The 19654-nt window shown below is 46.4% G+C and carries 23 protein-coding genes; 10 read left to right on the top strand and 13 right to left on the bottom strand.

The genetic code is table 11. The features are described from left to right. The first annotated feature begins 1 nt into the window (after window position 1). From ACP7FG_RS00335 to rcsF, 5 genes are all read left to right on the top strand, one after another. Complete coding sequence (locus ACP7FG_RS00335; RefSeq protein ID WP_439225188.1) at window positions 2–2218, top strand: putative bifunctional diguanylate cyclase/phosphodiesterase; 2217 nt, start codon at window positions 2–4, stop codon at window positions 2216–2218. Between the two features lie 17 nt (window positions 2219–2235). Further along, window positions 2236–3885, top strand: coding sequence for an electron transfer flavoprotein-ubiquinone oxidoreductase (locus tag ACP7FG_RS00330; protein WP_439225187.1), 1650 nt, complete (start codon window positions 2236–2238; stop codon window positions 3883–3885). Window positions 3886–4019: 134 nt separating this feature from the next. Continuing rightward, window positions 4020–4445 (top strand): hypothetical protein, encoded by a 426-nt coding sequence (locus ACP7FG_RS00325; RefSeq protein WP_287817577.1) that lies wholly within the window; start codon window positions 4020–4022, stop codon window positions 4443–4445. Between the two features lie 160 nt (window positions 4446–4605). Next, window positions 4606–5022, top strand: coding sequence for an H-NS family histone-like protein (locus ACP7FG_RS00320; protein WP_054488227.1), 417 nt, complete (start codon window positions 4606–4608; stop codon window positions 5020–5022). A gap of 114 nt (window positions 5023–5136) precedes the next feature. Then, window positions 5137–5505 (top strand): Rcs stress response system protein RcsF, encoded by a 369-nt coding sequence (gene rcsF, locus ACP7FG_RS00315; protein ID WP_224797288.1) that lies wholly within the window; start codon window positions 5137–5139, stop codon window positions 5503–5505. On the opposite strand, the gene ACP7FG_RS00310 is transcribed toward rcsF, so the two are convergent. Then, the gene (locus tag ACP7FG_RS00310) at window positions 5502–6146 is read right to left on the bottom strand and encodes a hypothetical protein (RefSeq protein WP_439225186.1); all 645 of its coding nucleotides are present in this window, start codon (window positions 6144–6146) and stop codon (window positions 5502–5504) included. The genes rcsF and ACP7FG_RS00310 overlap by 4 nt on opposite strands. 211 nt (window positions 6147–6357) lie before the next feature. On the opposite strand from ACP7FG_RS00310, the gene tsaA reads away from it, so the two are divergent. Beyond that, on the top strand, window positions 6358–7065 hold the full coding sequence (tsaA, locus tag ACP7FG_RS00305; RefSeq protein ID WP_439225185.1) for a tRNA (N6-threonylcarbamoyladenosine(37)-N6)-methyltransferase TrmO: 708 nt from the start codon (window positions 6358–6360) through the stop codon (window positions 7063–7065). A 78-nt stretch (window positions 7066–7143) separates the two neighbouring features. Then, window positions 7144–8847: a proline--tRNA ligase gene (locus ACP7FG_RS00300; protein ID WP_439225184.1), complete on the top strand. Its 1704-nt coding sequence runs from the start codon at window positions 7144–7146 to the stop codon at window positions 8845–8847. 68 nt (window positions 8848–8915) lie between these two features. On the opposite strand, the gene gpt is transcribed toward ACP7FG_RS00300, so the two are convergent. Together gpt and ACP7FG_RS00290 are read right to left on the bottom strand one after the other, a co-directional pair. Then, on the bottom strand, window positions 8916–9401 hold the full coding sequence (gpt, locus tag ACP7FG_RS00295) for a xanthine phosphoribosyltransferase (RefSeq protein ID WP_054488237.1): 486 nt from the start codon (window positions 9399–9401) through the stop codon (window positions 8916–8918). 7 nt (window positions 9402–9408) lie between these two features. Then, complete coding sequence (locus ACP7FG_RS00290) at window positions 9409–10701, bottom strand: NCS2 family permease (RefSeq protein ID WP_199494212.1); 1293 nt, start codon at window positions 10699–10701, stop codon at window positions 9409–9411. 109 nt (window positions 10702–10810) lie between these two features. On the opposite strand from ACP7FG_RS00290, the gene ACP7FG_RS00285 reads away from it, so the two are divergent. After that, window positions 10811–11131, top strand: coding sequence for a 2Fe-2S iron-sulfur cluster-binding protein (locus ACP7FG_RS00285; protein ID WP_054488243.1), 321 nt, complete (start codon window positions 10811–10813; stop codon window positions 11129–11131). Window positions 11132–11145: 14 nt separating this feature from the next. Here the strand turns inward: ACP7FG_RS00285 and ACP7FG_RS00280 are convergent, their stop codons facing one another. From ACP7FG_RS00280 to prmB, 5 genes are read right to left on the bottom strand one after another with little or no spacing between them, the layout of a single operon-like run. Then, window positions 11146–12288 (bottom strand): ATP-NAD kinase family protein, encoded by a 1143-nt coding sequence (locus ACP7FG_RS00280; protein ID WP_439225183.1) that lies wholly within the window; start codon window positions 12286–12288, stop codon window positions 11146–11148. 3 nt (window positions 12289–12291) lie between these two features. Continuing rightward, window positions 12292–12420 carry an entericidin A/B family lipoprotein gene (locus tag ACP7FG_RS00275; RefSeq protein ID WP_074930774.1) on the bottom strand — a complete coding sequence of 43 codons (129 nt, stop codon included), beginning with the start codon at window positions 12418–12420 and terminating at the stop codon, window positions 12292–12294. Between the two features lie 20 nt (window positions 12421–12440). Beyond that, window positions 12441–12986: an elongation factor P hydroxylase gene (locus tag ACP7FG_RS00270; protein WP_287818135.1), complete on the bottom strand. Its 546-nt coding sequence runs from the start codon at window positions 12984–12986 to the stop codon at window positions 12441–12443. Window positions 12987–12992: 6 nt separating this feature from the next. Then, window positions 12993–14081, bottom strand: a complete 1089-nt coding sequence (gene aroC, locus ACP7FG_RS00265; RefSeq protein ID WP_417434990.1) for a chorismate synthase — start codon at window positions 14079–14081, stop codon at window positions 12993–12995. After that, on the bottom strand, window positions 14081–15010 hold the full coding sequence (prmB, locus tag ACP7FG_RS00260; protein WP_222235488.1) for a 50S ribosomal protein L3 N(5)-glutamine methyltransferase: 930 nt from the start codon (window positions 15008–15010) through the stop codon (window positions 14081–14083). The genes aroC and prmB overlap by 1 nt, the downstream gene beginning before the upstream one ends. A gap of 86 nt (window positions 15011–15096) precedes the next feature. Between prmB and smrB the strand changes: the two genes are divergently transcribed. Beyond that, complete coding sequence (gene smrB, locus ACP7FG_RS00255) at window positions 15097–15660, top strand: endonuclease SmrB (RefSeq protein WP_439225182.1); 564 nt, start codon at window positions 15097–15099, stop codon at window positions 15658–15660. Between the two features lie 3 nt (window positions 15661–15663). Here smrB and sixA read toward each other — a convergent pair whose 3' ends face one another. The 3 genes from sixA to ACP7FG_RS00240 are packed head-to-tail and all read right to left on the bottom strand — an operon-like array spanning window position 15664 to window position 16944. Next, a complete protein-coding gene (gene sixA, locus ACP7FG_RS00250) occupies window positions 15664–16146 on the bottom strand; it encodes a phosphohistidine phosphatase SixA (RefSeq protein WP_054488255.1) in 483 nt (160 codons plus the stop codon). Next, on the bottom strand, window positions 16143–16508 hold the full coding sequence (locus ACP7FG_RS00245; protein WP_054488256.1) for an RnfH family protein: 366 nt from the start codon (window positions 16506–16508) through the stop codon (window positions 16143–16145). The genes sixA and ACP7FG_RS00245 overlap by 4 nt, the downstream gene beginning before the upstream one ends. Continuing rightward, window positions 16501–16944, bottom strand: coding sequence for a type II toxin-antitoxin system RatA family toxin (locus ACP7FG_RS00240; protein ID WP_054488258.1), 444 nt, complete (start codon window positions 16942–16944; stop codon window positions 16501–16503). Before ACP7FG_RS00240 ends, ACP7FG_RS00245 begins: the two co-directional genes overlap by 8 nt. Window positions 16945–17051: 107 nt before the next feature. Between ACP7FG_RS00240 and smpB the strand changes: the two genes are divergently transcribed. Further along, a complete protein-coding gene (gene smpB / locus ACP7FG_RS00235; RefSeq protein ID WP_054488260.1) occupies window positions 17052–17531 on the top strand; it encodes an SsrA-binding protein SmpB in 480 nt (159 codons plus the stop codon). A 15-nt stretch (window positions 17532–17546) separates the two neighbouring features. On the opposite strand, the gene ACP7FG_RS00230 is transcribed toward smpB, so the two are convergent. Together ACP7FG_RS00230 and ACP7FG_RS00225 are read right to left on the bottom strand one after the other, a co-directional pair. Beyond that, window positions 17547–18473 (bottom strand): aspartyl protease family protein, encoded by a 927-nt coding sequence (locus ACP7FG_RS00230; RefSeq protein ID WP_439225180.1) that lies wholly within the window; start codon window positions 18471–18473, stop codon window positions 17547–17549. 156 nt (window positions 18474–18629) lie between these two features. After that, a complete protein-coding gene (locus ACP7FG_RS00225) occupies window positions 18630–19649 on the bottom strand; it encodes a zinc-dependent alcohol dehydrogenase family protein (protein ID WP_439225179.1) in 1020 nt (339 codons plus the stop codon). Between the last annotated feature and the right edge of the window lie 5 nt (window positions 19650–19654).

Here is a 19654-nt window from a genome sequence, read left to right as displayed (position 1 = left end):
CATGATGTTCCTGCACGGATCACGGCAGGCGGTCGTAGCAGCCATTGTAGGCCTGGTTATTACGGTTACCGCTTTTAGCTATTTGCGTTACCAAGAAAACCAAGTTGTCCACGACGCACTGGAAGCTGAAACTTACAGCTTACAGCGTGATATCCGGCAAAGTCTGGTTTCACATTTATTTGTCGCTGAACTTCTGGCGAGAGAGTGGGAACGCAGTGATCTGACCATAAAGGAACGCTGGAAGGAAAATGCCGATATCGTTACCTTGTACTATCAAAACGTGCAAGGTATCGCCTGGCTTAATGACGACCTCAACATTGAATTAATCTATCCCCAAAATGAACAGCCGGAGTTATTAGGCACCTCTTTCTCTAAAACTTCACTGGTTGGAAAACTGGAAGCATCTGAAGGTAATAGGCATGCCATGATGGGGCCTGCCGGAAATCTCGGTCGTATTAGCAGCGACATTGCCATTTTCGTCCGGGTTGAACGAGAGCAAAATCCAGGCTTTCTGGGGTTCATCATTAGCCTACAGAGTCTGTTCAGCAATGTTGTTCGCAGTAATATTAGTGAAGGCTTTCAACTGAGTGTACGAAGTGAAGACGACGTCCTTTTCCAGTTTGCCGGAGACTCTTCGTTACGTGATGAATGGTCCCATTATCACTCATTACAGTTGGTCGGCAACAGTTGGGAGCTTTCGGTTTGGCCTACGACGAATCATTTGGAACAGCTGCGCGGTGGTATCTCAGTAGCGGCCTTAATTGCCGGGCTCCTGGTTACCAGTATGTTGACTTTTGTGCTTTATATTCTGGGGCAAAGCCGCTTTAAGGCGCAACAACTGGCCGATTCAAACATTGAGCTTTATAGTGAAATTGACGAGCGAGAGCGCATTGAAAAGCAAATGGCATACCTGGCCGAACACGACTCGCTCACTGGACTGGTAAACCGTAATGCGCTAAAACGTATTTTGGGTGAATGGCTGGAAACTGAATCACCGCATAAGAAAGCAGCTTTGCTTTTCATTGACTTAGACAGATTTAAAGAAGTTAACGACGCGCTGGGGCATACCGTTGGTGACGAACTCTTACGCAGAGTTGCGCGCCGTATTACGAAGCTGGCTCCTAAGTCCAGTGTTCTTGCCCGGGCTGGTGGTGATGAATTCTTACTCGCTATAGCAGAGCCGGACAGTCGCAAGAGCGTTATAAAGCTATCTGAACAGTTACTGCAAGCTCTCGACACCCACTTCTTTGTTGATGTGTACGAGTTATTTATTAGTGCATCCATTGGTATTACCTTTGCTGAGGATGCCGACTTTAACGCTGAATACTTTATTCGTAATGCCGACACAGCGCTTTACCAGGCTAAAGAGCATGGCCGTAACACTTATAAAGTGTACGATAAAGCCATACACAGAGACTTGACCAAGAAGCTGGAACTCGTTAAACGACTGCGCCATGCTGTTTCTAAACAACAATTAACGGTTTATTACCAACCTAAGGTTGAGTTAAGCAGTCGCCGTATCAGCGGCCTTGAGGCCTTGGTGCGCTGGGTTGACGACGACGGCAGCATTATTCCACCGGATGAGTTTATTCCATTGGCTGAAGATACCGGTTTGATTATTCCGATATCGGAATACGTTATGGAAGAAGCGTTTCTCCAGTTGAAGCAATGGCACGATATCGGATTTGAAGAGCTCAGTATCGCGATCAATATTTCAGGAAAGCAGCTACACTTACCTGAGCTGGTTGATGATATTATGGAGCGCGTAAATGAAGCTCAGATACCACCAAACAAAGTCGAACTAGAGCTTACTGAGCAAGTCTTTATTGAAAATATTCAGTCACATACCCGCTTTATGCATTCGGTACGTGAACACGGAATGTCACTGGCAATCGATGATTTTGGCGTCGGTTACTCTTCATTGTCGTATCTTAAGAACTTCCCGGTGACTTCATTAAAAGTTGATCGCTCCTTTGTTAAAGACCTGCCCCACAACGAAGATGACGCAACCATTACGCAGGCTATTATTAGTCTTGCACGCAACCTGAATATTCAACTGGTTGCAGAAGGTATTGAAACAGAAGAACAAGTCGAATTTTTATTACAGCGTGAATGTAGTACCGGCCAGGGGTTCCTTTTTAGTAAACCCGTACCGGCACGACAAATCACCCAATTATTACAGCAGTATAAAGGGCTTATCCCTATCCAGATTGCCTGAATATAGCGGAGGTTAACGTGGAACGCGAAAGTATGGAGTTTGATGTCGTAATTGTTGGTGCAGGCCCTTCTGGGCTGGCAACCGCCTGTCGACTCGGTCAACTCGCACAAGAAAGTGAGCAAGAGCTCATGATATGCGTTGTTGAAAAAGGCGCCGATATTGGCGCGCATATTTTATCAGGTGCCGTTTTTGAACCACGTGCCTTAAATGAACTTTTCCCTGACTGGAAAGAGCGCGGCGCGCCGCTTAATACGGAAGTCACCGGCGATGATATTCTGCTGTTAAAAGACGAAGATAGTCACACTCGTCTACCTGACTTTACCGTGCCAAAAACCTTCCATAATAAAGGCAATTATATTGCCAGTATGGGTAACCTTTGTCGCTGGATGGCAGAACAGGCAGAGCAACTAGGTGTAGAGATTTTCCCGGGCTTTGCGGCCTCAGAAATCCTATACAACGAAGACGGCAGCGTTGCCGGTATTCAAACTGGTGACATGGGTGTTGCTAAAGACGGCAGTGAAAAAGATGGCTACATGCCAGGTATGGAACTGCGTGCTAAATACACTTTGTTTGCAGAAGGTTGCCGTGGACACTTAGGTAAAGAGCTGATTAATAAGTTTGAACTGGATAAAGACAGTACACCTCAACACTACGGTTTAGGCTTTAAAGAAATTTGGGATATACCAGAAGAGCTGCATGAACCCGGGAAAGTGGTTCACACCGCAGGCTGGCCGCTAACCGATAGTAATGCCAGCGGTGGTGGTTACCTTTATCACGCTGAAGACGGGCAAGTGTATTTAGGCTTAATTGTGGACCTCAACTATGCAAACCCCTATCTGAACCCCTTTCAGGAGTTCCAACGCTTTAAAACACACCCTGCAATTAAAAACGTGATAGAAAACGGTAAGCGCGTATCCTACGGGGCTCGAGCCATTGCCAAAGGTGGTTATTACTCGTTGCCGAAAATGACATTCCCGGGTGGTTTACTTGTCGGCTGTAACGCCGGCACTTTGAATTTTGCCAAAATTAAGGGTAACCATACTGCCATGAAGTCGGGCATGGTTGCCGCTGAATGCGTCTTTGAACAACTTAAAAATGGCAAAGCCAACGACGACATCAGTAGCTTTAAAAACGCCTTTGAAAACTCATGGGTATTTGATGAGTTATACCGCTCTCGCAACTTTGGCGGCGCTGTTCATAAGTTAGGTACCATGTTAGGCGGCGCATACAACATGGTTGACCAAAATTGGTTTGGCGGCAAATTACCCTTTAAATTTAAAGAGTGGACACCGGATTATAAAGCCACCGGTAAAGCCGAAGATTTTAAGGCAATTGACTATCCTAAACCTGATAATAAACTCACATTTGATCGTTTATCATCTGTCTTTTTATCTAATACTAACCATGCTGAAGATCAGCCTTGTCATTTAAAGCTGGAAAACGCTGATATTCCTTTAGAGGTTAATTTACCGAAATACGCCGAGCCCGCGCAAAGATATTGCCCCGCCGGCGTTTATGAGGTTGTTGAAGAGGACGGGAAACAAGTTTTCCAGATTAACGCTCAAAACTGTATACATTGTAAAACCTGTGACATTAAAGATCCCAGTCAGAATATTACCTGGGTTGTTCCGGAAGGTGGTGGCGGACCAACTTATCCTAATATGTAAGTAAAGTGTAAATCTCATAACAAAAAACACCAAAGCATGCTAAATGTTTTGGTGTTTTTTTTATTTTAGGAACTTGTAAATTTTTAACCTGTCGACTTATTTAAGTCCTAAGTGTCCCTTAAACGAGGTGTATTATGAAACTATTAACGTCCTTAGCAATATTATCTTTATTAGCCTCCCCTTTCGCTCTGGCTCAGCAATCTGAAGATAATAACAATGAAGAACAAGAGCGCAGCGAAGAAGTTCGCAAGCAGCAAGACGACTTAAAAGCTGACATGGAGGCCATGCGAAACGAGCAAAAAGCTGAAATGGAAGCTATGCGCAACGAGCAAAAAGCGAAAATGGCAGAACGTAAAGAGGAACGGAAACAACAAAAAGCAGAGCGCAAGGAAGACAAAGCTGAGAAAAAAGAGAAATGGAAATCGATGAAAGAGAAACGTAAATCAGAAAAAGAAAAAATGAAAGAAAAACGCCAATCGCTTAAAGATAAGTCTGACGACTCAGATAAGAGTGAAGACAAAGACGACGATAATAACGATGACGACAATGGTAACAATTAATTGTTAATAACTGAGTGTATAAAAGGCGGATCAATGATCCGCTTTTTCCGTTTGACACATAATTTTTAATTAATAATAAACTTCAATTAAAATACTTTATCTCGCTATAATGAATACAAATCAACATGAAATTTAAGTCAATCAAATAAGGTAAGAATCAATGAGTGATTTCATTAATATTCTGCGTCATGAGCGTCGTTTAAAAGCTGCACTAAAAGAACTTAACTTAAATGAACTGGAAAGCATTAAAGAAAAGTTCGATTCGGTTATCGCTCAGCGTCGTGAAGAAGAAGCTGAGAAACTGCGCCAGCATGAAGCCAAACAAAAGAAAATTGAAGAGTTTAAAAGTGCAATGGCAGACGCCGGTATCGAGCTTTCAGACATATTAGAGCAAGAGCTGGGTGGAGAGCCTATTGTTAAAACAACTCGCAAGAAAAGAGCGCCTAAGCCGCCTAAATACGAATACACTGATGAAAATGGTGAAAAGCAAACCTGGACCGGTCAGGGGCGCATGCCAAAAGCTATGAAAACAGCGATTGATAATGGCAAACCTTTAGAGTCTTTTTTAATTAAGTAATAAGACGAATTTATGCGTAGTCGCGATGAATAATTAATCAAGACTACGCTTTTTGTTGAACAATAGACTCAGCTTGATTAGGCTATAGAAAATTCAAACTGGCAAGGATCGACATTGCGCTATCGTTTCATAGCATTCGTATTAACGCCATTATTCGGCCTTTCTGCCTGCAGCATCTTACCTCAGATGCCAGGAGGCTTTAATCAAATCGACTCGGGTGACATCAGAATTTACCATACAGGCGACACGCCATCGCGGGCGTACGAGCTCGTTAGTGTTGTAAATGGTGAAAGCTGCCAGCGGCAATTTAACGGTGAACCGGCGTCAGATAACAAAGCTATTCAAGCTCTACGGGTCGACGCTGTTCGATTTAAAGCACATGCCGTCATTGAAACCCAGTGTTTTTCATTAAAACCTAAAGCCGACTCCATCTGTTACAGTGAAGTCAGCTGTGTAGGCCGTGCAATTCGGTGGCGTGATTAGTTGCTTCTGGTTAACGTCACGTCACCTACCCCAACTTCAACCTGAACATCCGTCGAACCATTACCCCGATAACTGGATTCCGAAGTTACTAACATTCTGTTTTCCTGAGTATTACCGAAGTTTCTCAAGCTGGTATCGCCAACACCTACTGAAGCTTCAACCAAACCATACTCACCGTTGGCAAGGTTCAGTGACACATCGCCTACGCCCAAATCTACTTTTACATTGTTGAATGGCAAGTCACCGGATATTTCGCCAACACCCAAATTTACTTCTAATAACCGTGAGCGAGGAACTGACACCTTCCAATGTTGAGACATATCATCGTGCGGCGTGGCGGATATTTCCAACTGATTACCGCTACGCTCCCCTTTTATGAGCACCTCTGACAAATCACCACCACTGGCAAACCAGCCGTCATCATCAGATTCAACGCGCAGTTCAATTTCAACCGCCTCACCTTCAGTAATTCTTAGCTCAACAGTCCCGACCGTTGCATCCAGGCGAATTTCTGTATCGCTGCTGACAATATAGCTGTCAGTCAGAGTGCGCTCGCGATCATTTGCAGAGAAAGCCGCTGTGCTAAGCGTAACTAAGCCGATAAAGCCTAAAGTTAAAGGCCAAATTTTATGTTTCATCATTTTTCTTTTCCTATTGTTATTAAAACCGTTCATGCCAAACTCTAAAGCACGTCATGTAATTTATTGATTAGCTCTGCAACGCTTATGCCAAAGATTAAAACCTTTTAATATCAAATGCTTAAATAAATCGAAAAGTAATCAGTTAGCGAAATAGCTAACTATGTGGTGAAATTGGCTACCTGTATTTCGCGTGTTCACTAACGGAGGCGATATGAAAAGCCAGCAACAACTGACACAGGTTGCGGTTATCCGTACGCCTTTTCCTGAGAAATTCAGCGTTCCCCGACAGCCGGGGTTGGTTCCTTCTGCACTCGCTCAAGTGGAACTGGTTGGTGACTACCAACACGCACAAGCCATAGAAGGCATCGAGCAGTTTTCACACCTTTGGCTAACTTTCGAGTTTCATCAGCACGATACCTGGCAGGAAAGAGTCCGGCCGCCGCGTCTGGGAGGTAACCAACAGTTAGGGGTATTTGCCACACGCTCTCCGTTTCGGCCTAACCAGTTGGGTTTGTCCGTTGTCGAGCTGATTGCGGTACAAACGGAACCTAATGTCGTCTTGACTGTTCGCGGAGCAGATTTAGTCGATAAAACGCCAATTGTCGATATAAAGCCGTATATTCCCTACGTTGACTCTATTACCGATGCCCGAGCGGGATTTGCACAAGAAAAGCCTGAGTCTCGTATGAAAGTACAATTTTCGGACGCCGCCGAGGCAGTGTTGAAAAGCGCACATTCGAGCTCTTCCGGCCTAAGGACACTGGTTACTGAGGTACTTAATCAGGACCCTAGGCCGGCCTATCACAAAGCGCAGTCACCCCAGAGAACTTACGGCACCGCACTTTTAAACTATAATATTCGTTGGTATGTACAACAAAACACCGTTTTTGTTGAAGAAATCTCATTAAAACAGCCGTAAAAGGCTTTTGAGCTGAGTCAGACACTGCTAAACTTCGCTCTAATTTTTGACCACTATAAATTGCAGAGATGCCGGACTATGCGCAGCAGCCAATATTTATTATCTACGCTTAAAGAAACACCTTCTGACGCTGAGATCGTGAGTCATCAGCTTATGTTGCGGGCAGGCATGATCCGTAAGGTCGCCGCCGGACTTTATACCTGGACTCCCACCGGCCTGCGTGTACTACGTAAAGTTGAGAATGTTGTCCGTGAGGAAATGGAAGCCATTAACGCATTGGAAATTTTAATGCCGATGGTACAACCGGCCGATCTCTGGCAGGAATCTGGACGCTGGGATGATTATGGCCCGGAGTTATTGCGTATCAAGGATCGCAATCAACGTGACTTCTTATTGGGCCCAACCCACGAGGAAATTATCAGTCAGTTGGTACGCAAGGAAGTCAGTAGCTATAAGCAACTGCCATTAACCTTATTCCAGATCCAGACAAAATTCCGCGACGAAATTCGCCCTCGTTTTGGCGTTATGCGTGCACGTGAGTTTATGATGAAGGACGCTTACTCTTTCCATCTCACTGACGAGTCGCTGCAAAAAACTTACGATGACATGTACAAAGCGTACAGCCGTATTTTTGAGCGCCTGGGTCTGGATTATCGTCCGGTTATTGCAGACACAGGCTCTATTGGCGGAAGTCACTCGCACGAGTTCCACGTTTTGGCCAGCTCCGGCGAAGACGCTATCGCATTTTCTGACTCATCAGATTATGCCGCCAATGTGGAAATGGCCGAAGCTTTGGCCCCTGCAGGAGAACGCCCTGCTGCAACGCAAAAAATGGAAAAACATCAAGTACATGGTGATGAACTGGCCGCTGTATTACAGCCACTATCTGTAGAAAGTCAGCAAGCTGTTAAGTCCGTTATTGTCAAAGCATCAGATGACATTGAAGCCGAGTACATTCAACTTGTATTACGCGCGGACCATGAACTGAATACAGTAAAAGCGGAAAAACTCGAACAAGTCGCGGCTCCGTTGGAAATACTGACTCAAACTGAAAAAGCAACGGGTATAGAAGCGCCTTACATTGGCGTAGTTAAGTCAAAGCTCCCATTGCTGGTTGATCGCAGTGCCGCTCACCTGGCCGATTTCGCCTGTGGCGCCAATGAAAATGGTCATTGGCTGACGGGCGTCAACTGGGAGCGCGACACTTCGGACTCTACCGTAGTGGATATTCGCAATGTTGTTGCCGGCGACCCAAGCCCTTGTGGTCAGGGTAAAGTGAAAATTGCCCGAGGCATTGAAGTCGGCCATATTTTCCAGCTCGGCACAAAGTACAGTGATGCCATGAAAGTTGGTGTACTGTCTGAAACCGGTAAACATGAAACTCTGACTATGGGTTGTTATGGTATTGGTGTATCGCGCATTGTTGCTGCAGCAATAGAACAGAATAACGACGATCGTGGTATATGCTGGCCAGATGCCCTGGCGCCCTTCCAGGTCGTTATTGTGCCAATGAACATGCATAAGTCAGCACGTGTTCAGGCGGCCGCTGAGAAGCTTTACGAAGACTTGAAGGCTCAAGGTATTGATGTTCTGTTTGACGACCGTAAAGAGCGTCCTGGGGTCATGTTTACGGACATGGAGCTCATAGGTATTCCACATCAGGTTGTTGTTGGTGAACGTAACCTGGATGAAAACCAGGTTGAGTACCAGAGTCGTAAAGGCGGCGAGAAGCAAAAAGTCAGTTTAGACGACTGCGTTAACTTCATTAAACAGCAGTTTTAAGCTCAATAAATAAAGTAAAAGGCCTGATAGCAAAACTATCAGGCCTTTTTACCTTAACAGAGCGAGTTTTAAGATTCTTGCCCTGCCAACGGCTCAATGTAATGTAAGTGCATGTCCCAGGGGAAGTGAATCCAGGTGTCTTGTGCTAAATCAGCAACAAAATCATCAACCAACTCCATTCCTGCCGGTTTTGCATAAACCGTAACAAACTTTGCTTTTGGTAAGCGGTCACGTAAAAACTTCAGGGTATTGCCCGTATCAACTAAATCGTCTACAACCAAAAAGCCTTCACCATCAGTCGTTGCGGTAACGTCTTTCATTACCTGTAAGTCGTCTCGTTGCTCGGTGTGATCATAGGAACTCACCGCCACACAGTCGACCACACGAATATTTAGCTCACGCGCCACAATAGCCGCTGGCACTAAGCCGCCACGGCTTACCGCAATAATACCTTTATATTGCTCCGCCGGTAATTGACGGCGCGCCAGTTCACGCGTCGCACGATGCAACTCTTCCCATGATACAAAAAACTCGCGGTTTGAATGCCATCCCATAATTTCGTTACCCTAACCAAATAAATTTAGCGACAAAAAGCGCGCCTAAGAAAATTACGCTCGGTGTTAAATCTTGATAGCGTCCGCCGAGTAATTTCACCACAACGTAACTGATAAAACCTAACGCAATACCATCTGCTATTGAAAATGTCAGTGGTGTCATCAATAAAACCACAGCAACAGGTGCGGCCTCCGTAATGTCATCCCACTTTACGTCTTTCAGTGTAAACAACATTAAAACAGCAACGTAAATTATTGCCCCGGCCGTTGCGTAAGCTGGGATCATACCAGCCAACGGCGCGAAAAACATTGCCAAAAGAAAGAGAATACCGACCACCACCGCAGCAAGCCCGGTTTTGCCGCCTGAGGCAACTCCTGCTGCAGATTCTATGTAGCTGGTGGTGGTTGAAGTACCCAGCATTGACCCCGCGACGGTGGCAGTACTGTCCGCCATTAGTGCTTTATTCAGCCGGGGCATTTCACCGTTAGCCTTTGCCAGACCCGCTTTTTGTGCAACGGCCAGCAAAGTGCCTGAGGTATCAAATAAGTCCACGAACAGAAATGCAAAAATAACGGACAGCATACCAATATCGAAAGCTGCCGCTAAGTCCATTTGCATAAAGGTTGGAAGCAGACTTGGAGGCGCCGATACAATGCCATTATATTCAACTAACCCCGTTGCCCAAGCAATAAGTGTGACCAGCAAAATACTGATTAACGCCGCTCCCTGTACTTGTCGCGCAACTAACCCAATGATTAGAAAAAAGCCTGCGGCTGCCAGCAGCACAGAGGGTTCAGATAAAGAGCCTAAGCTCACCATTGTTGCGTCGTTGGCGACAATTATGTTCGCATTCTGCAAGCCAATTAACGCCAAAAATGCACCAATACCGGCGGCTATAGCCAAACGTAAGGTGGTAGGAATGGATTTTATTATCCACTCGCGCACCCGAAAAGCAGAAAGTAAAAAGAACAAACAACCGGAGAAGAATACAGCTCCCAATGCCGTTTGCCAGGTATACCCCATGCTAAATACAACGGTGTAAGTGAAAAAGGCGTTTAACCCCATTCCCGGCGCCAGTGCTACTGGGTAGTTCGCCCACAACCCCATAATCAGACAACCAATAGCTGCCGCTAAACAAGTGGCGACAAATACAGCGCCGTAATCCATACCCGTTTCGCTCAAAATAGACGGGTTAACAAAGATAATGTAAGCCATGGTCAGGAAAGTTGTCAGTCCACCAATAATCTCTGACTTAACAGAACTACCACTTGCTTTAATTGAAAACAGCTTTTCCAGCATGAGAAACCTTGAAAGTTTGGCGTTGTGGTTAAAAGGCAGGTATTTTATCCTAATTGCCGCGTAATTTGTTGTTCACTTTTTATTTTTTAAACAGGATACAGAATTTATCATGCCAACCGTTTATTTCGTCGATGCCGATGGGAATCAGTTTGAAGCCACAGTCGACTCGGGAACCAACGTTATGGAAGCCGCAGTCGAGAACTTTATTGACGGCATTATTGGAGAGTGCGGCGGCGTTATGTCGTGTGCAACCTGCCATTGCTACATTCCGCCTGAGTGGCAGGATAAGCTCCCTGCTCCGTCAGAGCAGGAAGAAGATATGATCGATATGGTCATGGAGCCACAGGAAAACAGTCGGCTTAGCTGCCAAATAGAAATAACTGACGAGCTGGACGGCTTAGTTGTTCATATGCCTAAGTCTCAGTTCTAAATAGATTAGAGAGACTAATTGACGGCTGCCACCGGCATAAGAACTTCGTCGTGGTAGCCGGTAATTACCCGGATAGTTCCTGAAAGCGAACTGTCTAATTCAGCATCGCCCGTATCGACCCGCAACGGCTTATTGTTCAGTGCCTGTAGCTTAGTCTTAGTAGCAACGACCCATATATTGTCTTTACCAATATGGCGAATAACTCTAGGACTCAACTGCTGATTACCCCGGCCAAATAAATGACCTTGCCCGCCTATTAGGGTAATAACCAATTTAATGCTTCCCGTTTTATGCTGGCTCACTTCGTCATACAAACGGCTTTCAGTAACATCGCTGGCTAATAAGTTGTCGTCTTGAACCAAGTCAACGCCAAGTAAAGTGTTCTCGTGCCCCATTGCCTGCATAACGGCTTCCACTGTAGAACCCGACCCCATTACTAAAAGTTCATCATCAACCCGTTCAATAATCTCTGCAGCAATATCGTCCAGAACCAGTTCATCACTTTCTTTGCCGCCCATTTTTACTGCCTGAACGTATTCCAGCTCCGCCGGTACAGACATTTCACCAAAACGTCTGGCTTTTACCGTACCTTTTCTAAAAGCCTCTTCGTCAATATCCATAACGTCGGCATTGTGAATACTTGATAACTCTCCCTGAAGAATTTTCTCAATAACTCGCCCCGCGGCTGTAGGGCTAATAGCATAAACTCCAGAATGGATTTTTACGCCAGCGGGTATACCCAATACCAGTTGTTGTTCAGGCACCACTTCATAAATATCGCGCGCGGTACCGTCACCTCCGGCAAATAAAAGGATATCGACCTTATGAGCAATAATTGCTGACACTGCCTTTTTAGTGTCTTCAGGCGAAGATGGCGATTCTGCAGCTGAATAAACCGACTCAAAAGAGAAACCGAGGGTATTTAGACTGTCTGCCCCCATTTCATTCTCAGCGGTGACAAAATTCAACTGTTGCTTGTATGGTTGGAGTAATTGTAATGCGGTTTCTGCGCGTTTCGATGCCTTTTTTTCAGCGCCGGCAGATAATGCTTTTTCGCGAATATCGGCGCCATCGCTTCCTTTCAAAGCTAAGGCGCCGCCAATCCCCGCATAGGGGTTTATAATGAGACCAACGGTCAGCTTACTGCTCACTTCCATTATTTATTCGTCGTTAGCCTCATCTTGAATCGCTTCGCCTGCTTTTTCTAAGTCACGCCCCGCGCCTTCTATCGTTTCGCAGGCAGATAAGCCTAATACCGCTATAGCAACTAATAACGCTCTTAAGAACATAAGTAACTCCTTGTTATTAACTAATAATGAATACGAACTTTTTGGCGGTTAGGCCAGCTACAATTAAACTCCCGACACAACGCTTTTGCAAACGTTACCGCACGCTTTGGTAGCGCCTCAGTTTCCAGCAATTGAGTGAGTTGCTCTGCCACCTTTTCGGTAAAAGCCTGCCTGTCTACTTCCACGCCATTGAGATTATCTACGCTGACTTGAAAAGGAAAGTCACAGCATAATGAAAATAACCATTCCAACGCTTGCGGTTTTCGTTCAACCTGCTCAAAAGACTTTTGCTGGGCTTCATTTCGTCCGTCGGGTTCATACCAATAGCCGTAATCAAACTGCTTGCGCCGAGCTTCACCGGCTATGCACCAATGAGCCGTTTCGTGCAGTGCTGAAGCAAAAAAACCATGCGCGAACACCACCTGGTTATACTCGCCTTCATGCCTTGCTGGTTGATAATAAGGCTCGTCCTCGCCTGCAACCAATAAGGTGTTGTAATCTTCTTTGAAACAGCGCTTAAACACCTGAATTAAGCGCTGGTAATGATGTTCTGACTTCTGACTCATATCCGCTTAACGACTAATATCCGGCGTTTCAGTTTGTGCTAACAAGTTGTGCGCGCGCTGACGTAACCAATGGTCCGCCAGGACCAGGCTGGTCATAGCTTCAACAATAGGAACCGCACGTATACCAACACAAGGATCATGACGGCCTTTGGTGACGATAGCCTGCTCTTTGCCCCAGCGGTCAATTGTCCGGCCACTAATGGCAATGCTGGATGTCGGCTTTAACGCAATATCGGCAAACACAGGTTGCCCACTACTAATACCACCTAAAACGCCGCCAGCATGGTTCGACAAAAATCCGTCCGGCGTCATTTCATCACGGTGTTCACTGCCCCGCTGACTGACCACGTCAAAACCGTCGCCAATACTGACCGCTTTCACCGCATTAATACTCATGAGAGCTTTGGCTAAATCAGCGTCTAACCGGTCAAAAACCGGCTCTCCCCAACCCGGCGGAACACCGGTGGCCCGAACGCGAATTTTTGCGCCAACCGAGTCGCCTTCTTTTTTCAGTTGACGAATAAGATCCTGCATAGGCTCTACCGCATTGGCATCGCCACAAAACAGTTCATTATCACGTACTTGCTGCCAGTCAATGTTACTGGCCACAACATCACCCATTTGTGTCAACGCGGCCTGAACTTCAATGCCCTGCTGCTGCAACAGTTTGTACGCTATAGCACCCGCAGCTACCCGCATTGCGGTTTCACGGGCGGAAGAACGACCGCCACCCCGATAATCTCTTACACCGTATTTATGCTGGTAGGTGTAGTCGGCATGACCCGGGCGAAAAGTATCTTTTATATCAGAGTAATCCTGACTTCGTTGATCGGTATTTTCTATCAGCAGACCAATAGGCGTGCCGGTTGTGACACCTTCAAAAACACCGGAAAGAATCTTTACCTGGTCAGACTCGCGGCGAGCCGTGGTGTAACGGTTTTGACCCGGTTTACGGCGATCCAGTGCTTCTTGTAAATCAGCTTCCGTCAGCGCCAGGCCAGCCGGACAGCCGTCCACAACCGCGCCCAGCGAAGGGCCGTGACTTTCACCAAAAGTGGTTACTTTAAATAACTGCCCAAAACTGTTTCCTGGCATTAGCTGACCTTAGTCTCTCGTTGTTTATGTTCAATAAGCTGTTCTTTTGTCAGAAGGAAAACGCCGTCTCCACCATTGGCAAACTCAAGCCAGGTAAAAGGCGTTCGTGGGTACTTTTCGGCAAGTGCCGGCATCGAGTTACCCACTTCACAGACAAACAAGCCACCATCGTTTAGTAAGTCAGGTGCTTCTAACAGCATTTTATCCACCAGAATTAAGCCGTCATTGCCTGCAGCTAAGCCAAGCTCAGGTTCATGATGATATTCCGGCGGCAAGTCAGCCATATCTTCTGCATCCACATACGGCGGATTACTGACAATTAAATCGTACTTCTCAGCTTTAACCGCCTCAAATAAGTCAGACTGAATAGGCGTTACCTGATGGGTTAAACCGTGTTGCTCAATATTAAATTCCGCTACTTCCAGGGCTTCGGTCGAAATATCCAACGCATCCACCTCTGCTTCAGGAAAAGCGTAAGCACAGGCTATCGCAATACACCCTCCACCCGTACATAAATCTAAAACGCGGCGCGGCTGTTGCGTCAGCCACGGCTGAAAGCCGTTCTCGACAAGCTCAGCTATTGGCGAGCGTGGTACCAGCACTCGCTCATCAACATAAAAGGGCAAACCCGCGAACCAGGCCTGATGCGTAAGGTAAGCTGCCGGAATATGTTGCTCAATACGCTGCTTCAGCAATTCAGTAAACTCGTGCTTCTCAGCAGTTAACAGTCGGCAATGACCCATGTCAGCCAGCTGAACAGTGGTAAGTTGTAATACATAGCTTAATAAAGCCCGTGCTTCGTCAATTGGGTTGTCCGTGCCATGGCCATAATACACATCGGACTGGTTCAGCTGTGTTACGCTCCAGCGGATAATGTCATCAATACTCACTAACTCTTGAATGGCTTGTTCCAGATTACGCACTTGCAAAGGCTGTCTCCCGACCACTGAATGTTTTATACTGAATAAACTTAATGCCTTAAAGATACCTTAATTCAGCGCGGTTTTCATCAATCATGGTTGCAAACAAACGTCAGTCCTCATCACTTTCTGAAGACGATATTGAGCTTTTTCGTGAAGCCGCGAAAGGTGCTGCCCGTATTAAGCAGGATAAACTGCCACCCGAGTCACCAAAGATTGCAGAGCTGCGCAAACGTCGACAATTATCACAACACCCCAGCGCGCAACAGATTGCAGACACAAGCCGCTCTGCCAGCCACTACTTTTCCGATGATTTTGAAGCTCATTTTGGTGAAGGCCCCGTGCGTTTTGCTGCGGAAGGTGAGTCTGCTTATTTGGTAAAACAACTGCGTCGGGGAGACTACACGCCCGAGTTGTTGCTGGACTTACACGGTATGACACTGGCCACGGCACGCCAGGAGCTGGCGGCATTATTACTGGCATGTGAGCGCGAACATATAGACTGCTGCTGCATTATGCACGGGCACGGCAGTGGTAAGTTAAAACAACAACTGCCGCACTGGTTAGTGCAACACCCGCATGTTCGGGCGTTTCATCAGGCGCCACTGGAATGGGGTGGCGCAGCCTCGTTGCTGGTTTTGTTAAAAGTTGCGAGCTAACATTTAACCCGCACAGCGCTCCGCTATTAATAACTGCTGAAATTTACCGCGTAAGGTTTCCGGCGAAAAATCGACAACGGCAATGCCGGCTGTTGGAAAAATAGGCGGCTGTACGCTGGCATCCAGTTCATGCACCAAGTAACTCACTAATGGCATGTGCGACACCAGCACAACGCTGTTAAAGTTATGCTCCTGAATTTCCGCAGCAAGCCAACTGACAACCGAAGCAGCATGGCCGTCGGGCGTAATGTCATCGCAATCCTGGCGTTGCCCGGTTTTCAAGTGTGACAGTAAAATAGAAGCCGTTTGCTGGGCCCGCAGGTAGGGACTGACATAAACACAGTCAACTTCTGGCTGCTTGTCTATCAGCCAGGTGGTTGTTGTCATTACTTCGCGTTCACCGTTGGTTGTTAAACGGCGTTCGCGGTCAGAATAACTGCCCTGTGGGTAGTTCGCTTCACCATGACGCATGATATACAGCTTCATTCTGGCTTAGACTCCTCAGCCTGCGCTCGGCGTTTTGCATCAGGTCTGCCGCCGGTAACACGATCAGCACGACCTGACTGCTTGGCTTCTTCCGCACGGCGTTTACGTACAGCCTTGGGATCGGCAATTAGCGGACGGTAAATTTCAATGCGATCGCCGTCTCTTAGCTTTGCATCTAATTTCACCGTCTTATTCCAGATACCCACTTTTTGCTGTTCAAGATCAATTTCCGGAAAGTGTTCGAACACATCCGACATTTTAATGCACTCTTCCACCGTCGCGCCCTCTTTTGGGTGCACCGTCAGTAACACCTGCTTTTCGGGCGTCGCATAAGCCACTTCTATGGTTAACTTCTTATCCATGTTGGTTGCCGTAAACCTGCTCGGCTCGTTTAACAAAAGCATCAACCATGCGCGAGGTTACCTCACTGAATATTTTACCGAAGGCCATACCCAGCAAACGACTCGAAAATTCAAAATCCAGCTTAAGTTCAACTTTGCAGGCGTCATCTGCCAGTGGTGTAAACACCCAACCACCGGTCAATTTTTTAAATGGTCCGTTTACTAAGTCCATATCAATACGTTCGGGTTCGTGCAGCGTATTTCGGGTCGTAAAGGTTTTACTGATACCCGCTTTACTGATGTCTAGCGAAGCCACTTTTTGCTGGCCAGATGACTCCAGCACACGCGACGCAGCACAACCGGGAACAAACTCCGGATAAGCTTCAACATGATTAACAAGATCAAACATTTGTTTGGCGCTGTACGAAACTAAGGCACTTTTTTGGATACTGGGCATTTTTTTCCCTACAACAAAAATCAACTGCGCAATAATAACGCAACCAGAAACGCTTTGAAGCCCTTAAAGCAATTTTCTTTTCAGTGCGCATAGGTATAATAGCCGCCATGAGTAAAAAGAAACCACAACAATCGTCCAATACCATCGCTCGTAATAAAAAAGCGCGGCATGAATACTTCCTTGAAGACAAGTTCGAGGCAGGTATTAGTTTGCAAGGCTGGGAAATTAAGAGCATAAGGGCTGGCAAGGTCAACATTAGCGACAGCTACGTCATTATTAAAAATGGCGAGGCTTACCTTTTGGGTGCCGAAATTCAGCCACTGAACCAAGCCTCAAGCCACGTTTATTGCGAACCCGACCGCAGCCGTAAGCTGCTTTTAAAGCGCCGCGAGCTCGATAAACTTATTGGCGCTTCAGAGCGTGAAGGCTATTCCATAGTAGCAACAACTATGTACTGGAAAGGTCCATGGGCAAAGGTGGAAGTCTTTTTAGCCCGGGGTAAAAAATCACACGATAAACGCGACACCATTAAAGAGCGCGACTGGCAACGCCAGAAGGCTCGAATAATGAAGCATTCGGTTCGTTAGCCGAACATCAGGTAATTAGGGCAGCTCTGCGTGCCCTTTGCCACTTTGATAGTCAAGCGTAACGACAAAGTGTTTAAAGACACCATAGCCGACTAGCCCCTCAACCTTAACGCCTCTTATGCGACTGTGTTGAATTTTGTAACGTTCGCCAAAGTCTGCTTCTTCACCGGCAACAGGTACAGCCACATCCACATTCTTCACTTTGAACGGTCCAAAAATAACGGACGGTAAAGTAAAGGTGTCGGTGTAAGCAATACCGTTTACACCGCGTGACATGGTCTTACCCAGCGCAAACTCATCGAGCCATCCCCTGCGGGCAGCAATGCCTCGTTTCATATAAATTCCGCCGCTGTTACCGGTATCAAGAATCATCCAAATATCTTTTTCATCATTAAGAGTAACCCGGACCAATGGCCTACCCGACCCTTTTTGAGCTCTCATAGGCAAGTTAGCAACTTCATCCAGATTAAGAGCATCACGAGTGGCAAGGCGTAAGCGCCCGTTAGGATAGTCAAACTGCACAATAAAGTTTCGTAAAAATGGAGCACCAATGATGAGAGCATTACCGGAGTGACCAAAGTCTGCACCAACCAGGTTAAGCTCCATTTCAGAGCCAAAGAGTTGGGTCGGAACGCTTTCATATATAGGTTGACGCGACTTGTGATGAACGCCGCTAACGCCCGTAAAAGTTGAAATTTCGTACTCTAAATCATGCTTTTCTATAAATTTTTTATTAATAACATTGAGCTGAGAACCTGAGTCAATTATTGCATTGCCTTCAATGCCATCGACTTCAACGGTAATTCTTACGTGACCACTGTCTAACTCAAAAGGGATCCAATCGGTAACTTCAGCATGACTTGTAAACGCAAGCGCAAGCAGCAATAAACCCAAAAAGCGCACATCGACCTCCATGTATTCATTAGCGTGAAAAAATAACATTTTAGCAACAATCCTACTAAAATATTATCTAGCCGCCAATAGGGTTTTCATACTCAGGTTTCGTATGCGTTAGCTTTATTAGTAAGCTTTCAATTGATATAAAAAAGCCCCTGGCTGAATCTCAGGGGCTTTCGCGTGCACAAAAGCTATCTGAGCCTAAAGCTCTATGCAAATTTTACCGAAGTGTTTGCCTGATTCCTCATAACGAAAGGCGTCAGCCAACTCTTCCAACGCAAAGGTTTTATCAATCACCGGTTTAACGCCATTGGACTCTAAGGCGCGCACAAAGTCTTTTTGATGGTCACAACTGCCTACAATGAGTCCCTGCAAACGAGCTTGTTTAGCCATGAGTTTTGCAGTTGGAACTTCACCTTCACTTCCGGTTAGCACACCAATTAGCGCAATATGACCTGCAATAGCGACAGCATTAATAGACTGAGGCAAAGTACCCGGCCCGCCGACTTCAATGACGTGGTCAACGCCCCGGCCATTGGTCAATTTGCGAACTGTTTTACCCCATTCAGGGTCTTCTTTATAGTTGATCAGGTGATCCGCTCCCAACCTCTTGTAATGCTCCAGCTTGTCATTGGAAGACGAAGTTGCAAATACGGTCGCACCCAGGCTTTTTGCTAGCTGGCAGGCAAATACGGAGACGCCGCCACTACCCAGTACCAGCACCGTGTTCCCCGGTTTAATGCCGCCGTCTACCACCAGAGCACGCCACGCAGTAAGCCCGGCCGTGGTCAGGGTAGCTGATTCAGCATGACTGTAATTTTTAGGCTGGTGAGTAAAGAACTGAGTTGGGCGCACTACGACTTCCCTGGCGTAGCCATCAATTCCATCACCCGGTGTATTGCGGAAGTCGCCAACAGGCGCCGGCCCACTTTGCCAGTACGGGAAAAAGGTAGAAACGACATTGTCCCCTACCTTAAACTCCTCCACTCCGTCGCCAACAGCTTCCACTACACCGGCTCCGTCTGACATAGGAATACGCCCATCCTCGGTCGGTATAAAGCCGGCCGCGACACCGTAATCATGAAAGTTAAGCGAACTCGCTTTTATTTTTACACGAATTTCTCCAGGCCCTGGCTGGCCTGGATCATACATTTCTGTCACCTGAATATTATCAAGCCCGAATGGCTCTTTCAGTCTTAACGCTTTAATTTTATCAGTCATGATCG

It is taken from the genome of Idiomarina sp. ST10R2A5, from assembly GCF_051842325.1.
GTDB classification, from domain to species: Bacteria; Pseudomonadota; Gammaproteobacteria; order Enterobacterales; family Alteromonadaceae; genus Idiomarina; species Idiomarina abyssalis.
The sequence above is the reverse complement of the archived record's forward strand: the minus strand, read 5'-3'. Positions and strand labels throughout refer to the sequence as shown.